General features: G+C 68.1%; 15 protein-coding genes. 9 read left to right on the top strand and 6 right to left on the bottom strand.

Features of this window, described 5'->3' with window-relative positions; translation table 11 throughout:
- Positions 1 to 144 precede the first annotated feature (144 nt).
- Complete coding sequence (locus BM372_RS19435; protein WP_090957091.1) at positions 145 to 1,266, bottom strand: alcohol dehydrogenase catalytic domain-containing protein; 1,122 nt, start codon at positions 1,264 to 1,266, stop codon at positions 145 to 147.
- Between the two features lie 624 nt (positions 1,267 to 1,890).
- A complete protein-coding gene (locus tag BM372_RS19440; RefSeq protein WP_090957092.1) occupies positions 1,891 to 3,312 on the bottom strand; it encodes an amidase in 1,422 nt (473 codons plus the stop codon).
- Positions 3,313 to 3,652: 340 nt separating this feature from the next.
- Between BM372_RS19440 and BM372_RS19445 the strand changes: the two genes are divergently transcribed.
- The 3 genes from BM372_RS19445 to BM372_RS19455 all read left to right on the top strand — a co-directional run bounded on the left by BM372_RS19445 (position 3,653) and on the right by BM372_RS19455 (position 5,297).
- Positions 3,653 to 3,979 (top strand): rhodanese-like domain-containing protein, encoded by a 327-nt coding sequence (locus BM372_RS19445; protein WP_090957093.1) that lies wholly within the window; start codon positions 3,653 to 3,655, stop codon positions 3,977 to 3,979.
- Positions 3,980 to 3,997: 18 nt separating this feature from the next.
- A complete protein-coding gene (gene pheA, locus BM372_RS19450) occupies positions 3,998 to 4,981 on the top strand; it encodes a prephenate dehydratase (RefSeq protein WP_177236083.1) in 984 nt (327 codons plus the stop codon).
- A gap of 94 nt (positions 4,982 to 5,075) precedes the next feature.
- On the top strand, positions 5,076 to 5,297 hold the full coding sequence (locus BM372_RS19455; protein WP_090957095.1) for a hypothetical protein: 222 nt from the start codon (positions 5,076 to 5,078) through the stop codon (positions 5,295 to 5,297).
- 11 nt (positions 5,298 to 5,308) lie between these two features.
- Here the strand turns inward: BM372_RS19455 and BM372_RS19460 are convergent, their stop codons facing one another.
- Positions 5,309 to 6,373 (bottom strand): diacylglycerol/lipid kinase family protein, encoded by a 1,065-nt coding sequence (locus tag BM372_RS19460; protein WP_090957096.1) that lies wholly within the window; start codon positions 6,371 to 6,373, stop codon positions 5,309 to 5,311.
- A gap of 78 nt (positions 6,374 to 6,451) precedes the next feature.
- On the opposite strand from BM372_RS19460, the gene serS reads away from it, so the two are divergent.
- Positions 6,452 to 7,732: a serine--tRNA ligase gene (serS, locus tag BM372_RS19465; RefSeq protein WP_090957097.1), complete on the top strand. Its 1,281-nt coding sequence runs from the start codon at positions 6,452 to 6,454 to the stop codon at positions 7,730 to 7,732.
- A gap of 181 nt (positions 7,733 to 7,913) precedes the next feature.
- Complete coding sequence (locus BM372_RS19470) at positions 7,914 to 8,834, top strand: HAD family hydrolase (RefSeq protein ID WP_090957098.1); 921 nt, start codon at positions 7,914 to 7,916, stop codon at positions 8,832 to 8,834.
- A gap of 55 nt (positions 8,835 to 8,889) precedes the next feature.
- Here BM372_RS19470 and BM372_RS19475 read toward each other — a convergent pair whose 3' ends face one another.
- From BM372_RS19475 to BM372_RS19485, 3 genes are all read right to left on the bottom strand, one after another.
- Positions 8,890 to 9,489 carry a hypothetical protein gene (locus BM372_RS19475; RefSeq protein ID WP_090957099.1) on the bottom strand — a complete coding sequence of 200 codons (600 nt, stop codon included), beginning with the start codon at positions 9,487 to 9,489 and terminating at the stop codon, positions 8,890 to 8,892.
- 81 nt (positions 9,490 to 9,570) lie between these two features.
- Complete coding sequence (locus tag BM372_RS19480) at positions 9,571 to 10,326, bottom strand: DUF429 domain-containing protein (RefSeq protein ID WP_090957100.1); 756 nt, start codon at positions 10,324 to 10,326, stop codon at positions 9,571 to 9,573.
- 106 nt (positions 10,327 to 10,432) lie between these two features.
- Positions 10,433 to 10,924 carry an inorganic diphosphatase gene (locus BM372_RS19485; RefSeq protein ID WP_090957101.1) on the bottom strand — a complete coding sequence of 164 codons (492 nt, stop codon included), beginning with the start codon at positions 10,922 to 10,924 and terminating at the stop codon, positions 10,433 to 10,435.
- Positions 10,925 to 11,175: 251 nt separating this feature from the next.
- Here BM372_RS19485 and dacB point away from each other — a divergent pair, with 251 nt between their 5' ends.
- The 4 genes from dacB to hpt all read left to right on the top strand — a co-directional run bounded on the left by dacB (position 11,176) and on the right by hpt (position 15,667).
- On the top strand, positions 11,176 to 12,666 hold the full coding sequence (gene dacB, locus BM372_RS19490; protein WP_090957102.1) for a D-alanyl-D-alanine carboxypeptidase/D-alanyl-D-alanine endopeptidase: 1,491 nt from the start codon (positions 11,176 to 11,178) through the stop codon (positions 12,664 to 12,666).
- A gap of 113 nt (positions 12,667 to 12,779) precedes the next feature.
- Complete coding sequence (locus BM372_RS19495) at positions 12,780 to 13,952, top strand: zinc-dependent metalloprotease (protein ID WP_090957103.1); 1,173 nt, start codon at positions 12,780 to 12,782, stop codon at positions 13,950 to 13,952.
- A gap of 98 nt (positions 13,953 to 14,050) precedes the next feature.
- Entirely contained in the window at positions 14,051 to 15,085 is a 1,035-nt protein-coding gene (tilS, locus tag BM372_RS19500; RefSeq protein ID WP_090957104.1) for a tRNA lysidine(34) synthetase TilS, read from the top strand.
- Positions 15,086 to 15,115: 30 nt separating this feature from the next.
- Positions 15,116 to 15,667: a hypoxanthine phosphoribosyltransferase gene (gene hpt, locus BM372_RS19505; protein ID WP_090957105.1), complete on the top strand. Its 552-nt coding sequence runs from the start codon at positions 15,116 to 15,118 to the stop codon at positions 15,665 to 15,667.
- Positions 15,668 to 15,837: the final 170 nt, after the last annotated feature.

The raw sequence follows: 15,837 nt of genomic DNA on the forward strand, positions 1-15,837 counted from the left end.
TATGACGCGCGATTGTCACATTCGCGGAGGCCCGGGGCAAGCAGCCGCGACGGTGTTTCGCCGGAATTTAGGCGGATCCCCGAGCCATGCACGGCATCCGAAAAAATTTCCGCCAACCTCTTGACAGGCCCTGCAGCCCTGCCGTCAGAGGGGTTCTCCGGCGTCGAACATGATGATCTGCCGGATGGCGTGGCCGTCTGCCAGCTGGTCCATGGCCTTGTTGATGTCGGCCAGGGCGATGCGGTCAGAGATCAATTCCTCGACGGGCAGTTTCCCTTCCCGCCACAGCTGGGCATATTTCGGAATGTCCCGCGACGGGACGGCCGAACCAAGGTAGCTGCCCACGATCGTCCTGGCTTCGGCGGTGACGGTCAGTGGCGCGAGCTGGGCGCGGGCCTCGGGGGAGGGCAGTCCGGCCGTGACGGTGGTGCCGCCGGGGGAGGTCGCGGCGAACGCCGTTTCAAAGGCGCGGGCGTTCCCGGCGCACTCGATCACGTACCGGGCCTTGATCCCGCCGTCGACAACCTGCTGCGGGGTGTAGGTCTCGTGGGCGCCGAGGCGGCGGGCGTGGTCGAGTTTTTGGTCCAGCGTGTCCACGGCGACGATCCGCGAGATTCCTTGGGAGACGGCGGTGATGAGCGCCGCCATGCCCACCCCGCCGAGGCCAACGATCATGACGCTGTCCTCGGGCCGGGGCCGGGCCGCGTTGAGCACGGCGCCTCCGCCGGTCAGCACGGCGCAGCCCAGCACGGCAGCGACTTCGGCCGGGATATCGTCGTCCACCGGTACGGCCGAAGCGCGGTCCACCACGGCATGGGTCGCGAATCCGGAGACGCCCAGGTGATGGTGGACGGGCTCGTCGCCACGGCTCAAGTGCCTGGAGCCGTGCAGCAGGGTTCCGTCATTGTTGCTCTTGGAGCCGGCGGTGCAGGGCAGCCGGCCGTCCTCGGCGCAGTTCGCACAGTTCTCGCAGCGCGGCAGAAACGACATGACCACGCGCTGTCCGGGCAGCAGATCGTCGACCTCGGACCCGACCTCGACGACACGGCCGGCCGCCTCGTGGCCGAGCAGCATGGGAACCGGCCGGACCCGGTTGCCGTCGACAACACTCAGGTCGGAGTGGCAGATCCCGGCGGCCTCCAGGCGGACCAGGATCTCGGTGGGCCCGGGTGCAGTCAGGTCGAGTTCGGAGATGCTGATTGGCTTGGATTCAGCGAAGGGGCGGGGCCGGCCGATTTCCTCAAGTACTGCACCGGTGATCTTCATCGATCCTCTTTCCTGGCCGCGTCGGGGGTTTGAGTGAACCATATCTGCCGGCCGGAGGCAGCGTCCATTTCGTGGGGATGGCACGCGGGTGGGCATGGCTCGGGCGGCTCGGCGCACTCCGGGACATGTCCGTTCCTGGGGCCAGCGCGTGGACATATTCACCTTGTGTCCCTGCGCCGCCATAACCAGTGGACATGTCCCCCGGGCGCGGGACATGTCCGTCCGGCGACGTTCATCGTGCAGCGTGCGTCCGGGGGACATGCCCGTTCCTGGCGCCCGTCTGCGGACATATTTGTTTTGTGTCCGCCTGCCGCCCTGGCCAGTGGACATGTGCCTCGAGGGTGGGGGACATGTCCCCTGACCGGTGGGACCGCTGGTGATGTTCCCCGGGTGGCATGAGGAGTGGGCATGTCCTCCTTGGGCGCTGGACATGTGCTCTGGCCCCAGGCGACGCGGGATATGTGCTCTGGCCCTAGGCCACGCGGGATATGTGCTCTCCCCTCAGGCAACGCGGGATATGTCCGGTCTCGGACGGGACGCGGCAGAACGGGAGACGGGACCATGTCGGAACGGGGCGGACCCGCGCTGTGGTCCAAGGCGCGGATCGCGGCAGCAGGGCCAGTGCTAGAAACCTAGCTGGGCCGCGACCTGCAGCAGCAGCCCCTCGGAGCCCATTGGCCCGATGAGCTGGACTCCCATCGGCAGCCCGGAACCGGGGGCGCCGCCGGTCCAGTGCACCGGAATGCTGATTGCCGGCAGGCCGCAGACGTTCACCATGGACGACCACGGCGCGTATTCGCATTGCTTGCGGTAGTCCTCGTCGGCGTCGCCGGCCCATTCGGCGGCCGGCCAGTAGCTGCCGCCGTGCGCCGCGCCGGTAAACCAGCCCACCGGCCGGGGGGCCTGCGCCAGGGCCGGCGTGAGTACGAGGTCCCACCGGGCGTACTGGGTGATTGTGTCCCGCTGGAATTGCCGCAGGAAACCGAGGGATTCATTGAGTTTGGCCGCACTGCGCTGCTGCGCGCGGCGCCGGAACGTGCGGGTGAGCGGGGTCAGGAGCGCCTCGCGCTGCGGTGCGATTCGCGCACTGCCGACGCCGGCCGTCCAGGCCGTGGTGAAGGCGTCCGGGTAGCGGTTGTCGTAGCGGATCGCTGCCTCCGAGGTCTCGTGGCCCGCCGCCTCCAGCCGCGCGACACCGTCGGCCAGCGCGTCGAGCGCCTCGCGTTCCGGGGTGAAAGGGAAAAGTGTCTGCCACGGGCTGTCCAGGCTGACGCCGATCCGCAGCCGGCCAGGCTCCCGGGCGGTCAGTTGCAGGTAGCTGGCGTCGGCCGGTCCGGGCACCAAGGCATCGAGCAGCAGTGCGGCATCGGCGGCGGAGCGGGCGAGCGGCCCGGCAACCACGAGCTGTGCCGGGTCGCCGGAGCTTTCGCCGGCCGGCACGAGCCCGCGGCCCGGTTTTAGTCCGACGAGTCCGCAGGCCGCGGCCGGGATCCGCACGGAGCCGCCGCCGTCGGATCCGGGGGCGAACGGCAACAGTTCCGCGGCCACGGCGGCAGCGCTGCCGCCCGAGGAGCCGCCCGAACTGCGGCTCAGAGCGTATGGATTGCGCGACGGCGGGGCGACGCGGTTCTCGCTGTAGGCAGTCAGGCCGAACTCGGGGACCTGGGTCTTGCCCAACGATATTATGCCTGCGGATTTGAGCGCGGCGGGGAGTGCGCCGTCAGACACGGCGGGTTTGTGCTCCAGGGCCGCGCTGCCGTGCGTGGTGACGACCCCTTGCACATCTGTCAGGTCTTTGAACGCGACAGGCATGCCGTGCAGCGGAGGCAGCGCGTCGCCGCCCCGGCCGCGGAGGGCGTGGCGTTGGTCCGCCGCCGCGGCGTCCATCCGCGCCTGTTCCGCAGTGATTGTGATGAACGCGCCGAGGTGCGGGTTCTGAACCTCGACGCGGCGCAGGAAATGATCCGCGGCCTGCAGGGCGGAGAGCTCGCCGGAATGGAGTGCATCGCGGAGCCGGACGGCGGACAGTTCGTGGATCTCAGCCAAGGAAACGCGGCCTCAGCCGTTCCCGGGGCGGAAGACTTCCCATCCCGCGTGGACATGTCCATTCCCGGGGACTGCGGGTGGGCAGGGTGGCATTATGGCCAGCGGTCGCTCTGAGGGGAGGGCATGTGCCGGTGGAGGGGAGATCATGTCCAGCGGTCGCGGTGAGGGAAGGGCATGTCCCGTGGCTGGAACCGCGGACGGGCCGCTTCGGGGTGTGTTCGGCAGCCATGAGGCCTCCTTCGTGCTCTCCAGAAGCGTAACGTGCAGCCCGCGGGGGTGCCGTACCAGCGGCGGGGGATACGCTGGGATCAGACCCCGAAAACCTGCGGAAAGGACGAACATGAGCGACTTCCAGAGCGTCAGTGTGTCGGGCATCCCCGACGGTGCCAAGATCGTTGATGTCCGCGAGGACTACGAATGGGTTGCCGGTCATGCCGAGGGTGCGCTGCACATTCCGCTGGACCAGCTGCCTGCCCGGTTCGAGGAGCTCGACCCGGACGAGGACGTCTACGTCATTTGCCGTACCGGCGGCCGGTCCTACCGCGCCGCCGCATGGCTCGTTGGCATGGGGTACTCCGCAATGAACGTCGCGGGCGGGATGGACCAATGGGTCGAGACCGGCATGCCGCTCGTGTCCGACAACGGCCTCAAGCCGGTCGTCCTGTAAATGAAGAAGGAAGAGCCGTTGCCTGCACGCACCGTCACTTACACATTCCTCGGACCCGAGGGCACCTTCACGGAGGCGGCCCTGATGCAGGTTCCGGATGCCGCGGACGCCCTCCGGATCCCGTCCTCGAATGTGAACACGGCGCTGGACAAGGTGCGGGACGGCTCCGCCGATGCGGCCATGGTGCCGATCGAGAACTCGGTCGAGGGCGGCGTGACTGCCACCCTGGACGCGATCGCCACCGGCCAGGAACTCCGGATTCTCCGGGAGGCGCTGGTGCCCATCAGCTTCGTCCTCGTCGCCAGGGCGGGTGTGGGAATCGGGGACGTCCGCCGCGTCTCCACCCACGGGCACGCTTGGGCGCAGTGCAGGCTATGGGTCGAGGCGAATATTCCCAACGCTGAATACATTCCCGGCTCCTCCACGGCTGCGGCCGCTATGGGCTTGCTCGACGGGGACGGCGCCCACTACGACGCCGCGATCTGCGCCCCGATTGTTGCCGCGGAGCAACCGCTGCTCTCGGTGCTGGCCGAAAACATCGGGGACAACCCCGGCGCCGTGACCCGGTTTGTGCTCGTGGGCCGACCTGGCGAACTGCCCCCGCGCACCGGGGCGGACAAAACCACCGTGGTGGTGCCGCTGCCCGAGGACCGCCCGGGCGCGCTGATGGAGATCCTGGACCAGTTTGCCACCCGCGGTGTGAACCTGAGCCGGATCGAATCCCGCCCGACCGGGCAGTATCTGGGCCATTACTTCTTCAGCATCGATGCCGACGGGCATGCGGCCGATGCCCGGATGGCGGACGCGCTCGCGGGACTTCACCGGATCAGCCCGGCCACCCGCTTCCTCGGGTCCTACCAGCGCGCGGACGGCCACGAGAGCAGCGTTCCGCCGCACACCTCGGACCAGGCATTCCGGGCCGCGCATGCATGGGTGAAAAACATACTGGGCGGGGCATCTGCCGTGGCGGAATATGCCTCGGGGGGTTCGCCCAAAGCGTAGACAAATGCCTCGGGGTGCACTTCCACGCCTACTTAACTGTGCGTATGCTTGCTTGATCCATATTGGGGAAGTCCTCTACCGGAGGGAGCGGGTCATGTCAGGGACCAGCACAGAAAATGACGGCCAGGGAATGATTGTCAATCCCAGGCCGACGGCTGAGAACCAGGACTGGGACGGCGATGACGCGGACCGTGCGGACCGCCTGCGCTTCGAAGAGGAGCAGGCCATGATCCGCGAGCAGTCCGAAGCCAGGGCCGCCAAGGCCGCTGCGGAGGCCAAGAAGGCGGCAGAAGCAAAGAAGGCCGCCAGCGCGTAGTCCCCGTCGGCCTAGTCGTTCTCTGTTCCCTCCTTGACCCGGACCAGCAGGGATCCCGGGTCCACTTGGACGGCGACCTTCGTGGCCTCGCCGGAAGGATCGCCGTCGAGCTGTGTGGGCATAGGTTCTGAGCACCGGATAGTGATCTTGCCGGAACGGTAATACGTCATCACCGGCAGTTCCTTTTTGTGCTTCAGCACAATCTTTGTGTACATGGACAGCCAGCCGATTGCGCTGCGCGGGCTCATCACGACGATATCGAGCATCCCGTCATCGATCATGGCCTGCGGGATGAAGTCGATTCCCCCCGGGATCAGGCCGCAGTTCGCGAACAAGACGCTGCGGATCTTCCGGGACTGCTCCGGCTGGTCATCCAATGCGATTGAAACCTTCTTCCGGCGCCCCGGAAGATGCCTGACCCCCGCTTCCGTGTACGCAAGCCAGCCCACGGCTTTCTTCAGGCCGTCGTTCGTGTCACTGACCACTTCGGCGTCCATGCCGATGCCCGCGATCACCAGAAAAGTATGGTGCGCCGAATGGCCCGTGCGTGAGTTCTCCAGCGTCAGCCGCGCCGTATCAATGAACCGCTGGTGGCCGAACAACGCCGTCTGCACGTTGCCCTGCAGGTCGTTCACCTCCAGATGCACGTTGCGGGCCAGAAGGTTTCCGGTGCCCAACGGGATCAGGCCCATGGCCGTCTCCGTCCCGGCGAGGACCTCTGCGACAATGCGCACGGTACCGTCGCCGCCGCAGGCCAGTACGACGTCGGCCCCGGACGCCACAGCCGTCCGCGCCTGCGAGAAACCAGGGTCCTCGGCGATGGTTTCAAAGACGAGCGGTGGCTCCCAGCCTGCCTCGGCGCACGCGGCTTCAATGAGGGACCGGGCCTCGGCCGACCTGGCCTTGATGGGGTTCAGGACCACTGCGACCTTCTGCCTGCCTGGCTCCGGGCTGTGGGTTTCCTCCCACACCGCCCTGCGGGTGTGCTTGGCCTTCAACCGGCGCACTCCCCACCAGCTGGAGACGGCAAATGCCAGGACCCCAGCGATGACGAGGTAGAGCAGCCAGTCGCGCATTGTGATCCAACAGTATCCCGCCGGCGTCCCAGGACTGGCCTGCCCGGCAACGGCGGCGGGATTGGATACTCTTGTCTGGTGATCGACGTAAAAGAGCTCAGTGAGAATCCGGACAAGTTCCGTGCCAGCCAGCGCGCCCGCGGTGCCGACGAATCCGCGATCGACGCGATCATAGCCGCGGACTCGGCCAGGCGCGCAGCGCTGATCCATTTTGAGAACCTCCGCGCCGAGCAGAACTTGTTCGGCAAGAAGGTTGCGCAGGCCAAGGGCGAGGAAAAGCAGGCCCTCCTCGCCGATGTAAAGGTGCTCGCTGCCTCCGTCAAGGCCGCGTCTGCCGAGGCCGATCTGGCCCAGACCGCCCATGACGAGCTGCTCCGGACCATCCCCAACCTGATCGAGGACGGTGTCCCGGCCGGCGGCGAGGACGACTACATTGTGCTCAAGACCGTGGGCACGCCCCGCGAATTCCCCGACTTCGAGCCCCGCGACCATCTGGAGATCGGTGAGCTGATCGGCGCCATTGACATGGAACGGGGCGCGAAGGTTTCCGGTTCCCGTTTCTACTTCCTGCGCGGCGTCGGCGCCCGGCTCGAGATGGCGCTGCTCCAGATGGCCATGGACCAGGCGATCGAGGCAGGGTTCGTACCGATGATCACGCCCACCCTGGTCCGGCCCGAAATCATGCAGGGCACCGGTTTCGACGTTAAGCACGACGCCGAGATCTACCGTCTCGCCGAAGACGACCTCTACCTTGTGGGCACCTCCGAGGTAGCCCTTGCCGGGTACCACGCCGACGAGATTCTGGACCTCTCCAACGGCCCCATCCGCTACGCGGGCCAGAGCTCCTGCTACCGCCGGGAAGCAGGCTCGCACGGCAAGGACACCCGCGGCATTATCCGCGTCCACCAGTTCAACAAGGTGGAGATGTTCATTTACACCACGGTTGAACAGGCGGCTGCCGAGCACGCGCGCCTCCTGGCCTGGGAAGAGGAAATGCTGGCCAAGTGCGAACTCCCGTACCGCGTAATTGACACGGCCGCCGGGGACCTGGGCAATTCCGCCGCCCGGAAGTTCGACTGCGAAGCCTGGGTTCCCACCCAGGGCGCGTACCGGGAGCTGACGTCGACCTCCAACTGCACCACGTTCCAGGCCCGCCGCCTGAACATCCGGGAACGGGTCGTTAACGCGGACGGCGCCCCCAAGGGCACCCGGTCCGTGGCCACGCTCAACGGCACCCTGGCCACCACGCGCTGGATCGTCGCCATCCTGGAGCACCACCAGAACCCGGACGGATCCGTCAACGTCCCCGCCGCGTTGCAGAAGTACCTGGGCGGCATGACCGTCCTCCCCGTCCTCTAGACGCCTGTCCGCTAAACACCTGTCCGCTAAAACACCTGACCTCGAAGCACCACCGTGCCCCGGCAGCCGCCCGGGCAAACTTTTCACGCCCTGGACACCCTGTGGGTGTTTACCGCAAATTCACGCCTTTGCTGTGGCGTGAGTCCTAGCGGGTGCCGGGGGCGTCTGCTCTACTTGGGAGATGACAACAATGACTGGATCCTCAGTCGCCGGCAACGATGACCGGCGCACCACAGATCAGAACGACGCCGGCCAGAACATCGCCGGCCAGAACATCGCCGGCCAGAACAACGCCGGCCAGAACAACTCCCGCGACAAATTGATGGTCGCCCTGGACGTCGACGGCACCCTCGTGGACCACGACGGCCACATGTCAGCGCCGGTCCGCGAGGCGGCGCAGGCCGTGGTGGCCGCCGGACACCACGTCACGATCGCCACGGGCCGCTCCCTCAACGCCACGTTGCCCGTGATTGAGCACATCGGGATCGACAACGGCTACGCCGTGTGCTCGAACGGCGGCGTGATCCTGCGTGTCGACTCCGGCCTGCCGGACGGCTATGAAATCATCCACAAGGCAACCTTCGACCCGGGGCCGGCCCTGCGCGCCCTGCGCAAGCGGCTGCCCTCGGCCAAGTACGCCCTGGAGGACGAGGACTTCAACTTCCTGTCCACCGAGCGCTTCCAGGACGCCAGCTTTGGCGTCGAGGCGATCGGCGTCGACTTCCAGACGATGCTGGAGGCAACGGCCGTGCGCGTGGTGGTGTTCAGCTCGGAGAACACCCCCGAAGAGTTCCATGCCGCGATCCGCCACGTCGGGCTCGCCGGCGTGACGTATTCGGTGGGCTGGACGGCGTGGCTGGACATTGCCGCCGCCGGCGTCACGAAGGCCAGTGCCCTGGAGCAACTCCGCGACCGGCTCGGCATCGAAGCCGCGCGGACGGTCGCCGTCGGGGACGGCCGCAACGACATCGAGATGCTGACCTGGGCGCGCCGCGGCGTGGCCATGGGCCAGGCGCCGGTGGAAGTGATTGCCGCCGCCGATGAGGTGACGAAGTCGGTCTACGACGACGGCGCCGCCTACGTGCTCCGCAGCCTCCTCTGACGGGCGGGTAATCCGGAAAGCGGAACCCTGCCGGGCAGAACCCCGACCCTGCCGGTTAGCGGACCTCGAGAATGAGGCCCAGCAGACGGGCCGCCGCCGGACGCGCGGCGTGCTCTTCATTCCACTGGGACCGGGCCACGGCCTTGCTGACGGCCTGCGTGGTGATCCCGAGTTCCTCGGCGACGGCCTTCTGCTGGCCCCGGACGCCGGGAGTGAGCAGATCAAGCACCCGCCATTCCGCCTGGCTGCGGTCGCGCACAATGTGGCCCAGGAGGCGCAGGACGGCCTCCGCCTCGGCCGCGAGATCCATCAGCGGTCCCTCCACGGCCACCCGAACGCGGTCCTTGCCGTTCCGGAGACGGTCCACCGCGCGCCGGGCGTAGATGAGCCCGTGGCCGGAGGCGTCCTTGATCTGGTTGGGCAGAGGCTCATTCACCGGACCCACGCCGATGCCCACGTACCAGCTGCCGCTGCGCAGGGCGATCATGGCGGCCTCCACCGCCTGATGCGGACAATCCACGATGCCCTGGACCTCGTCCTCCACGGACCGGTCGAAATCGAGGCGCGCCGGAATGTGCCGCAGGTCCTTGAGGAGCTGCGGCACGCGGTCGCCGTCGCGCCGGCTGTCGGTTTGATTGATGGTCAGCGTGAACATACTGGGTCACACACTACCCGGTGGCCGTTGCGGGGCAAGTTGCCAGAAGTTACCGCGACGCGAGGGGAGTAACAGTGGCGGCTACGGGGCCGCGAGTCCGGACAGCTGGCCGGAGGGAAGGTGGATCCAGCCCTCGGTCAGGGCTGCCGCGGTGTCGCCGGCTCCCGGTCGCACCGTTTGCCCCAGATGTACGGCCCGGGCCGTCAGGGCGGCGATCACAGCGTCAAACATGTCATCGGAGGCCGCAAGATCGGCCCCGTACCCCGCCAGGTCCAGCCATGGAGCTGTCCGGGTGAGTTCGGCCAGGGCCGAGGACAGCTGGGCGGCTTCCGGGATCCCCCGGCCCTTGTAGCCGCGGGCGTGGATTCCCCAAAGTTTCAGGGATGCTGCCGGATAAACCTCGGCGAGGCGGCCGGAGCCGTCCCGGGCCTGCGGTCCGACGTCCCGGGCGATCCTGGCTTGGATCACTGCGCACCTCATGGCCGGGTGAGCCAGGCGGTCGGCCGAAACGCTGAGCGGAATGAGCCCGGTCCGGCCGGTGACGAACCGGTCGGTGTCCCGGTAGGCGAGCAGCCGGCGGCCCTCGATCCCGTCGTGAGCGAGGACAGGCCCGGGGTCGAACGTCAGGTGCCCGGCGAGGAAGGGAAGGAAGGCGTCGGGCCAGCCGAGCGGGCAGTCGATCCCCGTCATTTCGCAGCCGGCGACGAGCCGGACGATCTCAGCGTCGCCCACGTCCAGGGACAGATGCGCCAAGCGTGCGCCGCCGTCGGCCCATTCGATGACGGCAGCCGCCGTCTTCTTCGCGGCCGCGGCGAGATCGACTCCGAGGGTTCTCATCGGCTGGCTCGTCCGGGACGAACAAACGCGGGGTCACTTACCGCCCAATTCCGGGGTCCGGATGGGCGGTAAGTGACCCCGCGTTGGAGTGCAGGCGTGAGCGCGATTAGTGTCCGGCTGCCGGAACGTAGCGCTTAATGGATGCCTCCAGTTCGGCCTCGGCGGCCGCGCGGTCGCCCCAGCCCTCGGCCTTGACCCACTTGCCCGGCTCCAGATCCTTGTAGCGGGTGAAGAAGTGCTCGATTTCCTTGATCAGGAACTCGGAGACGTCGCTGATCTCCTGGATGTGGTCGAACCGGGCATCGGTCGGGACGCAGAGGATCTTGGCGTCACCGCCGCCGTCGTCGGTCATGTTGAAGACGCCGATCGGGCGGGACTCGACGATCACGCCGGGGTAGAGGTCGAAGTCCTGCAGGAGTACCAGCGCATCCAGCGGATCCCCGTCCTCGCCCAGGGTGTTGTCGAAGAAACCGTAGTGGGTGGGGTACTGCATCGACGTGAACAGGACACGGTCCAGGCGGACGCGGCCGGTCTCGTGGTCGACTTCGTACTTGACGCGCGATCCCTTGGGAATCTCGATAGTCACGTCATGCTTCATGGAATGCTCCTTGACGAATTCAGGGGTGCGCGGCACGCGCAAAAGGGCTGTCGGTGCCGCCGACTACTATTGAGGATATAGGGAGAGGCGCCGGTTTCAGGAACCAGCGGGGTATCTCAGGACTACATACCAAGACCTACATACCAAGACTCCGACGAGGACTCCAGCAGAACTGTGCCGGACCTCCATCCGGCTACACCGCGACGACACCACGACTAGACCACACCACGACTATAGGAAACAGCAACAGCATGAAACCGAGAACCGGCCCCGCCGGCAGCGGCCCGGTGCCCGGCAGGCTTCGGGGGATTCCCGCGCTGTTGCTCCAAACCCTCCTGGTGGTGGCCGTTGCCCTGCCGGCGGGCATCGCGATCGCCCCTGCCTTCCTTGGCCCGGACCGGCCCTCGGACGCTTCGCCGGCCGTCCCGCCCTGGCAGCGGGCGCCCACCACGCTGAGCGCGCCGGGCGGAACGGACGGCATCGGACCCCTCAGCGCTGCCGCGGCCGTTCCTGCCGGTCCGGCCCTGGCGGCCCGGCTCAACGAGACCCTTAAGGCCGACGGCGGCGGGACCTTCACGGGGGTCGTCCAGGACGCCGCCACCGGCCGGGTGCTGTTCGAACGGGCGGCCGACGAGGCCCGAGTGCCGGCGTCGAACATGAAACTCCTCACTGCCAGCGCGGCCCTGCGCGTCCTGGGCCCGGACCACCAGTTCAGCACCCGGGTAGTGGCAGGGCCCAAGCCCGGCTCGGTGGTCCTGGCCGGCGGGGGAGACGTGCTTCTGAGCGCCGGCGAATCCGATCCCGGGGCCGTTCTGGGCCGTGCCGGGCTCGCGACGCTGGCCCAGGCCACCGTCCGGGCCCTCAAGGACGACGGCGCCACCGGCACTGTAAGCGTCCTGCTGGACGACTCTCTCTTCAGCGGCCCGCCGCTCAGTCCGGCGTGGAGCCCGGAGGACGTTGCCGCCGGCGAGATGGCCCCGCTGTACCCGCTGGCGCTGAACTCGGCCAGGTTCGATCCCGCCAAGACCACCGGGCCCCGCCCGCAGGATGCGGCCATGACCGCCGCCGAGGCGTTCGCGGCCCGGCTCACGGCGGCCGCGAAGGCATCCGGGCTCTCCGTGACGCCCGGCGTCGCCCGCGTGAAGCCGGGGACCGCGGCGGAGAGTGCGCACGCGAAAGTCCTGGCCGAGGTTCGGTCCGCCCCGGTGGGGCAGCAGCTGGATCTCATGCTGCAGAGTTCGGACAACTACCTCGCCGAGATAATGGGCCGGATGACGGCCCTCCGCTCCGGCCGGCCCGCGACCAACGACGACGCCGTTGCCGCCGTGCTGCAGCAGGTGCGGGAGACGGGCGTTGGCACTGAGGGGCTCCGGGCCGCGGACGTCTCCGGCCTGGCCCCGGCCAACCGGGTCTCGGCCCGGCAACTCACGGAGGTGGTCCGGGCCATGACTTCGGGGGCGGACACCCGGCTGCGGGCAGCCCTCGCCGGCTTCCCGGTCGCCGGGCTCACCGGCACGCTGGGGGAGCGGTACATGGACGCGGCTACGGCGGCCGGCGCCGGACTGGTGCGCGCCAAGACCGGCACGCTGAACACGGTCCTTGCGCTCAGCGGTTACGTGGTCGACGCCGACGGCCGGCTGCTGGTCTTTTCCTTCGTCGGCAACGGGCTGAAGCCCGGGGCCGCGAACAAGGCCGCGCTTGACCGGTCTGCTTCCGTTCTGGCCCGCTGCGGCTGCCGCTGACGGCGGAGCAGTGGATTCCACGGCCGCCGTCGATGAGGCCGCCTGCCGTCCTGCGCGCGGCCGGTTCGCCGGTCAGCGAAAATTAAGGCGGATTGTCGGAGCTCTGTGATCTGATGGAACCCATGGAGTCCTCTGCGAGCCAGACATCAAGCCAGCCATCACGCCAGACACCCACCCCGCCGTCCAACGGGACATCCGGCCAGGCCCAGGGCCTGATCAACTGGGAGCTTGCGGCGTCCACGGCCGCCCGCCTGACGCCCCCCGGCCCCGTCCTGGGCGCCGCAGAGATCAGCGCCGCCGTCGAGAACCTCCGGCTCATGGCCGACCGTTCCGTACAGCACGTCCATCACATCACCGGCCTCGACGCCGCCCGCGACCTGCGCGACTCCGAGGTCCTGGTGGTTGACCGGGCCTCCTGGGCCAAGGCCAACACGCAGAGCTTCGCCGTCATGCTCAGGCCCGCCATGGAAAAGATGCTTGAGGGCCGCCCGTCCCTCGCCCCCGGCGCCGCCAGCGTCGGCGGAGCCATCACCGGCAGCCAGCTCGGCGCCATCCTGGCCTTCCTATCCAGCAAAGTCCTGGGCCAGTACGACCCCTTCTCCGCGCTGGCGGACAGTTCCACAGCCCCCGCTGCCGGCCGCCTGTTGCTCGTGGCCCCGAACATCATCTCGGTGGAACGCGAGCTGAACGTCGACCCCGCGGACTTCCGGCTCTGGGTCTGCCTCCACGAACAGACCCACCGCGTGCAGTTCGCCGCCGCCCCCTGGCTGCGGCACCACATGCTGGACGAAATCGAAAACCTCAGCGGCCAGTTGCTGGGCAACATGGATTCCCTCCTGGAACGGGCCTCGGCCGCCGCCAGGTCGCTGAAGGACCGTGCGGCCCCCGGCGCCGCCCCGGGCCGCGGCGCCATCCTGGACCTGCTCCAGAGCCCGGAGGAAAAGGCGGCCCTGTCGCGCCTGACGGCCCTCATGAGCCTGCTTGAGGGCCACGCGAACGTCGTCATGGACGCCGTCGACGCCAGCATCGTCCCCTCGGTCAAGACCATCCGGCAGCGCTTCAATGCCCGGGGCAAGGACCGCGGCATGATTGAAAAATTCATCCGCAACCTGCTCGGCCTCGACGCCAAGATGCGCCAGTACAGCGACGGTGCCAAGTTCGTCCGGGAAGTGGTGGCCGCCGCCGGCATGGACGGTTTCAACCAGGTCTGGGAGTCCGCTGACCACCTGCCCACCGAAGCCGAAATCCACGACTCCAAGCTCTGGCTCGACCGGATGGGCCTCTAGCTGCCATGCCCGTTCGTCATCCCGCCGGTACAGCATCAGTCCCCGGCGGGCGGCGCCGGCCTGGCCGCCTCGCGCCCGTCGTCGGCACCGCGCGGAAAATGCTCCAGGACGCCCTTGCCGGGGCTGGCTACCCGGAGCGCGTCCTCGTCGCCTGCAGCGGAGGCCCGGATTCGCTGGCTCTGGCTGCCGTTGCCGCCTATTTCGCCCGCCGGGGCCATGTGGACGGCCACCCCGTGTCCGTTGGCGCCGTCGTGGTGGACCACCAGCTCCAGCCGGGCTCGGCCGCGGTCGCCGCAAGCACCGCCGGGACACTCGATGACCTCGGACTCTCTCCCGTCCTGATCAGGACCGTTGACGTCGCCGCCACCGGCAGCGGCCCCGAGGCCGCAGCCCGGGACGCCCGCCACGCGGCCCTCGAAGCTGCCGCGGACGAGGCCGGCGCAGCCGTGATCCTGCTAGGCCACACCCTCGACGATCAGGCCGAGCAAGTGCTGCTCGGCCTGGCGCGCGGTTCCGGCACCAGATCGCTCGCTGGGATGCGGCCCGCCCGGGGGCGGTTCCTGCGCCCCTTCCTGGGCCTGCGGCGCGCGGACACCTTGGAGATCTGCCGCGTGGAGGACCTGGATCCCTGGCATGACCCGTCCAACACCGATCCGGCCTTCGCGCGCTCCCGGACCCGGGTTGAAGTGCTGCCCCTGCTGGAGGAAAAGCTCGGCCCCGGGGTTGCCGAATCGCTCGCCCGCACGGCAGCGATCCTTCAGCTCGACGCGGATTACCTCGAAGACCTGGCGAGCGACACCTTTAACCGCCTGCGGGAGCGCACCGGAGAGGAGATCAGCCTTCCGGAGGCGGCGCTGCGCGAGCTTGCCCCGGCCCTGAGGTTCCGGGTGATCGCGAAGGCCGCCTCCGCCGTCGGCGGTCAACAGCCCAGCTACCAGCGTCTTCTCGCGGCGGAAGCGCTGCTGCGCCGACAGGGATCGGCCGGCCCGGTGGAGCTTCCCGGCGCGGTGAGCGTCTACCGGTTGTCGCTCTCGCAACTGACGGCGGAGAAGCCGTCCGCCGCCGGCGTTCCCCGCGAAGCCGCCCGCTGTGGGAAGCTTGTATTCCGGCCTCAACAGCCGCCCCGAAAATAGTCGCACCCCGCATCTACACAGGAGCCATTGGTGGATTCAAACGACGTCCAGGCAGACCTCAAGCACGTTCTCTACACCAAGGAACAGATCCAGGAACGGATCACCGAACTCGCGGCGCAGATCGACAAGGATTATGAGGGCCGCGACCTCCTGATCGTCGGCGTGCTCAAGGGCGCCGTCATGGTCATGGCCGACCTTGCCCGCGCACTGCACAGCCACGTCTCGATGGACTGGATGGCCGTCTCTTCCTACGGCTCCGGTACCCAGTCCTCCGGGGTGGTCCGCATCCTGAAGGACCTCGATACCGACCTCATGGGCAAGGACGTCCTGATTGTCGAGGACATCATCGACTCCGGACTCACGCTCTCCTGGCTCAAGACCAACCTGGAATCCCGCGGCACGGCATCGGTGGAAATCTGCACGGCCTTCCGCAAGCCGACGGCCGCGAAGGTCAAGATCGACGTCAAGTACGTTGGCTATGACATCCCCAATGAATTCGTCGTCGGCTACGGCCTCGACTACGCCGAAAAGTACCGCAACCTGGACTTCGTCGGCACGCTGGCACCGCACGTCTACGAGTAGATCTGAGGTCATCCCTCCGGAGGTGCCCCCGCCCGGCAGCAACCGGGCGGAAGGACGCCCTGTCCCGCTACGCCCACAGGGAACTTTTGCCCTTCGCCGTGCGTGAGTTAGTGCGACGGTGTATAGCTAGAAGCTGACGCAGCACCACACGCGCGCAGAACGGTCGCCGT

Origin of the sequence: Arthrobacter sp. ov118 (genome assembly GCF_900116495.1) — a bacterium.
GTDB lineage: Bacteria > Actinomycetota > Actinomycetes > Actinomycetales > Micrococcaceae > Arthrobacter.